4 protein-coding genes are annotated in these 3,040 nt (G+C 64.8%); all 4 read left to right on the forward strand.

Features of this window, described 5'->3' with window-relative positions:
- A partial coding sequence (locus GGR00_RS28105) for an urease subunit alpha (RefSeq protein WP_184702851.1) occupies positions 1-1,218 on the forward strand: 1,218 nt, incomplete at its 5' end.
- Positions 1,219-1,222: 4 nt separating this feature from the next.
- Positions 1,223-1,870 carry an urease accessory protein UreG gene (ureG, locus tag GGR00_RS28110; protein WP_184702853.1) on the forward strand — a complete coding sequence of 216 codons (648 nt, stop codon included), beginning with the start codon at positions 1,223-1,225 and terminating at the stop codon, positions 1,868-1,870.
- Positions 1,867-2,745 (forward strand): urease accessory protein UreD, encoded by an 879-nt coding sequence (locus tag GGR00_RS28115; RefSeq protein ID WP_184702855.1) that lies wholly within the window; start codon positions 1,867-1,869, stop codon positions 2,743-2,745. The genes ureG and GGR00_RS28115 overlap by 4 nt, the downstream gene beginning before the upstream one ends.
- A 38-nt stretch (positions 2,746-2,783) precedes the next feature.
- Positions 2,784-3,040, forward strand: a 257-nt coding sequence (locus tag GGR00_RS28120) for a HupE/UreJ family protein (RefSeq protein ID WP_184702857.1), incomplete at its 3' end; no start/stop codon positions are given.

Here is a 3,040-nt window from a genome sequence, read left to right on the forward strand (position 1 = left end):
CCGATCACCGTCGGCATCGACTGTGGTGGTCCGTTCAATGTCGGCAAAATGCTGCAGGCGGCCGAGCAATGGCCGATCAATTTCGGCTTCCTCGGCCGCGGCAACTCGCACCGGCCTGCATCGCTCGTCGAGCAGATCGAGACCGGCTGCCTCGGCCTCAAGCTGCACGAGGACTGGGGCACCATGCCGGCCTCGATCGATACTTGCCTGACAGTGGCGGACGAACTCGATTTCCCCGTCCAGATCCACACCGACACGCTGAACGAATCCGGTTTCCTCGAAGACACGCTCGCCGCCATCAACGGCCGCACCATCCACATGTACCATACCGAAGGAGCGGGGGGCGGCCACGCGCCCGACATCATCAGCGTCGCTGGCGTGCCGTGGTGCCTGCCGTCGTCGACCAACCCGACCAATCCCTACACGATCAACACCTTCGATGAACATCTCGACATGACGATGGTGTGCCACCATCTCAACCCGGCCATCCCCGAGGACGTTGCCTTTGCCGAGAGCCGCATCCGCGCCCAGACGATTGCCGCTGAAGACATCCTGCATGACATCGGCGCGATCTCGATGCTCGGTTCCGACAGCCAGGGCATGGGCCGCATCAACGAGGTGATCTGCCGTACATGGCAGCTCGCCGACAAGATGAAGAAGCAGCGCGGCCGCCTGCCGGAGGAGACGACGCGCTTCGGCGACAATGAGCGCATCAAGCGCTACATCGCCAAATACACCATCAATGCTGCCCGCACTTTCGGCATATCAGAGCATGTCGGCTCGCTCGAAGACGGCAAGATGGCCGACATCATCATCTGGCGACCGGCCTTCTTCGGCATCAAGCCAGAGCTCGTCATCAAGGGCGGCTTTATTGCCTGGGGCGCGATGGGCGACAGCGCAGCGTCGCTGATGACCTGCGAGCCGCTGCTCTTGCGCCCGCAATGGGGTGCGTTCGGCCGCGCCAAGCAGGCGCTGTCGGCCTGCTTTGTCAATCCGCTGGCGATCAACCGGGACCTTGCCGCGACGCTCGACCTGAAGAAGGCGTTGCTGCCCTCGCGCGGCAACCGCGTCCTGTCGAAGAAGGACATGCTGCACAACGACGCCTGTCCCAACATCCGCGTCGATCCGCAAACCTTCGACGTCTTCGTCGATGGTGAGCTGGCCACATGCGAGCCGGCCTATGAACTGCCGCTGACCCAACGCTACATGCTGAGGTGACATCATGGACACCAGGACGTCCTCAATAAACCCGTCCCCTTCACGCGTCGGCGCTGCCCGCATCGGCATCGGCGGTCCCGTCGGCTCCGGCAAGACAGCGCTGATCGAGCGGCTGATCCCGGCCTTTGCGGCGCGCGGCGTGTCGCTTGCAATCGTCACCAACGACCTCGTCACTGCGGAGGACGCCGAACGCATCCGCCGCTCGGGCCTGATCGATCCGGCGCGCGTTGCGGCGGTAGAGGCGGGCGCTTGCCCGCATACCGTCATTCGCGAGGATCCCACCCTTAACATTGCCGCTGCCGACGATCTCGAGGCACTGTTTCCGGATGTCGAACTGATCCTGATCGAGAGCGGCGGCGACAATCTCGCCTCGACCTTCTCGCTCGACCTCGTCGACTGGTGGATGTTCGTCATCGACGTCGCTGGCGGCGACGACATTCCGCGCAAGAACGGACCCGGCGTGCTCAAATGTGATCTGCTGGTCGTCAACAAGACGGATCTCGCACCTTACGTCGGCGTCGACCTCGCGGCGATGGCAGCCCAGGCCGCAACCGCGCGCGCCGGCCGGCCGATGGCGCTCACCAACTGCCGCAGCAATGACGGCATCGACGCGATCGCCGACCGTATCGTCTCGGACGTGTTGTTCAGATGACGAGCCACTGGCCCCAACCGCCGACATTTCGCGCACCGATACAGCCGCGCCAGGCCGGAGCACGAAACGGCCGTTTCGAGCTGGCGCTGTCCCGCCACGGCGCGCGCACCCATATCGGCCGCCAGTACGTATCCTATCCGTTCCACATGACGCGGCCGTTTGCGTTCGACGTCGCCATCCCGTCGCTGCTCACGGTCTACCAGCAGTCGTCCTCAGGTGGGCTCTACCGCGACGACCGGCTGGATAGCCGTATCGACGTCGGGGCAGGGGCGGCTGGCCATATCACCACCCAGGCAGCGACGGTGGTCCACGACTGTCACGGCCAACCGGCGCACCAGACGACAGAGATCGTCCTGGAGGAGGGTGCGTTCCTTGCGCTGACTCCCGATCCGCTGGTGCTGTTTCCCGGTGCCGCCTGCTCGAGCGTCATCCAGGCCAGGCTCGCGCCTGGTACGGTGCTGCTGTTGTCGGATGCCTTCGCCCTGCATGATCCGGAAGGTCGTGGCCGTCCGTTCGAGCGACTGGAGGCCAAGGTCGACATCCGCGATGCCGGCGGACGGCTGCTCGTGCGTGACAATCTCGAGATCGGCGGTGCGCATTTGTCAAGTGCCGGTTCACCGATCGGAGACTGGAAGGTCGTGTCCAACTTCATGCTTGTCGGCGCGCCCGACCGGCTGCCCACCGCCGACGAACTGGCAGTCCTCGGGCGGCCGGAGCGCCAAGTCGTGGGTATCACCCTGCTGCCCAACGGGGCAGGGTGGGGCGTGCGCTGCCTGGCGGCCGATGCCATTGCCGCGCGCGTCATTGCCGAAAAGCTGTTCGTACTCGCCGTCTCGGCGGCATTCGGCCAACAACCCGCGCCGCGGCGCAAATGAAGACCACCAGACCCAGCTTCGATGAAAGGAAGCATGCGATGAATACCAAGTCTCTCGTCCGGTCAGCGGTCGTGGCCGCCTTCGCACTGGCGCCCAGCCTTGCCAGCGCCCACACGGGTGTCGGCCATGTCGAGGGTTTCGCCCATGGTTTCGTACATCCGTTCGGCGGGCTCGACCATGTGCTTGCCATGGTCATGGTCGGCCTGTTCGCCGCCCAGCTTGGCGGGTGGGCTCGCTGGCTCGTCCCGGCAAGCTTTGTATCCGTCATGGTTCTGGGTGGCGCTCTTGGCCTGGC

Source organism: Aminobacter aganoensis (genome assembly GCF_014206975.1).
In the GTDB taxonomy this organism is placed as follows: Bacteria; Pseudomonadota; Alphaproteobacteria; order Rhizobiales; family Rhizobiaceae; genus Aminobacter; species Aminobacter aganoensis.

What these genes read in the sequence shown, in the direction of transcription:
- ureG (WP_184702853.1), top strand. Translation starts at nt 1,223, where the DNA reads ATGGACACCAGGACGTCCTCAATAAACCCGTCCCCTTCACGCGTCGGC.
- GGR00_RS28115 (WP_184702855.1), top strand. Translation starts at nt 1,867, where the DNA reads ATGACGAGCCACTGGCCCCAACCGCCGACATTTCGCGCACCGATACAG.